Origin of the sequence: Corallococcus sp. 4LFB (genome assembly GCF_046520365.1) — a bacterium.
GTDB lineage: Bacteria > Myxococcota > Myxococcia > Myxococcales > Myxococcaceae > Corallococcus > Corallococcus caeni.
This window is the reverse complement of the sequence record NZ_JBKGHJ010001013.1, coordinates 1-1,295: the sequence shown is the minus strand read 5'-3', so window position 1 is coordinate 1,295 and position 1,295 is coordinate 1. Positions and strand designations below refer to the sequence as shown.

Here is a 1,295-nt window from a genome sequence, read left to right as displayed (position 1 = left end):
CGGACGCGCTGCTGCGCGTGACGGCGGTGCCCGCGCGGGAGGACCTGGAGACGCCGCTGACCGGCTCCACGCCACGAGCCCCTTCTCCCCGGACGCGGAGCTGACGGAGCCGTTCTACGCGGTGCTGACGGAGCTGCACGCGCGCACGCGCAAGTGGGAGGAGTCCGCGCCCGCGGGGGAGACGTTGGACCCGGCGGGGCTGGCGCGGCTGTGGGCGGAGTCGCTGGCCGCGTGCGAGCAGCGCGGGCAGAAGGTGACGGATGCGTTCGGCCGCAAGCTGCGGCTGTCGCGGCTGCCGGAGGACCTGCTGGCCCTGACGGATCCGCGCGCGGTGGTGGTGAATGGGACGCGGTTGCCGGAGGACGTCGTGAACTGGGGCGCGTGGGTCGCCCAGGAGGCGCCATGAAGCTGCGCTCGTGGTTGTCCGGGGCCGTGGGCCTCGGGGTGGGGTTCGTGCTGGGCGGGATGACGCTCGCGCTGGTGGCGGGGGACATGATCCGCCGCTCCATGGGGCAGTCCGCCGCCGCGCTCGCGGGCGATGCGAGCTTCGACGGGATGGCGTCGGAGTCCCTGCAACGCAAGACGATGAAGAGCTTCGGCTCCGCGAACGCGTACGACGACGAGGGAGGGTCGAGAGGCGGCGGCGGCCGGGCCGAGCCCCCGAAGGCCGCGGCGCCCGTGGCCGAGATGGCGGCACCTCCGGAGCCGGAGATGGAGGAGGCGCCGGGGGACGCCGTCGGTGGCAAGGATGGCGCGGCGGCCGCGCCCACCCGCGCGTGGTTCCCGGAGACGTTCCTCTTCGAGCCCCTGGTGGTGACGGACGCGAACGGCCAGGCGACGGTGCCGGTGCGCGTGCCGGACCGGTTGACGCAGTGGCGGGTGCTGGCGCTGGCGCACTCGCGCTCCGGCGCGCAGGCGGGGGCGGTGACGTCCTTCGCGGGCACGCTGCCCACGTACGTCGACCCGTGCTGCCGCCCTTCCTGCGCGCGGGTGACACCGTGCGCCTGCCGGTGCAGGTGGTGAACACCACCGACAAGGCCGTGGAGGCGGCGCTGAAGGTGGACGTGAAGGGCGCGCAGGTGGAGGCCGGCGCGCGCACGGTGCGGGTGCCGCGCGCGGCAGCGTGGTGGAGCTGGTGACGGTGAAGGCCGGGGCGCGGGGCCGGTGACGGTGCGCGCCTCGCTGGGTGACACGGACGCGGTGGTGCGCGACTTCGACGTGTGGGCCACCGGGCAGCACCGTGGTCCAGACGCGCGGCGGTTCGCTGGCGGCGCCGCGCACGCTGTCCCTGACGG

At 75.4% G+C, this 1,295-nt stretch carries 2 protein-coding genes and 1 pseudogene; all 3 read left to right on the top strand.

Translation table 11 applies throughout. The features are described 5' to 3' along the window. Positions 1-406, top strand: a pseudogene (locus tag ACLEQD_RS43645) (hypothetical protein); the annotation flags it as partial. Further along, complete coding sequence (locus tag ACLEQD_RS43640) at positions 403-1,023, top strand: alpha-2-macroglobulin family protein (RefSeq protein WP_410391828.1); 621 nt, start codon at positions 403-405, stop codon at positions 1,021-1,023. The pseudogene ACLEQD_RS43645 and the gene ACLEQD_RS43640, both read left to right, overlap by 4 nt. Then, positions 999-1,139: a hypothetical protein gene (locus ACLEQD_RS43635; protein WP_410391827.1), complete on the top strand. Its 141-nt coding sequence runs from the start codon at positions 999-1,001 to the stop codon at positions 1,137-1,139. Before ACLEQD_RS43640 ends, ACLEQD_RS43635 begins: the two co-directional genes overlap by 25 nt. The last annotated feature ends 156 nt before the right edge of the window (positions 1,140-1,295 follow it).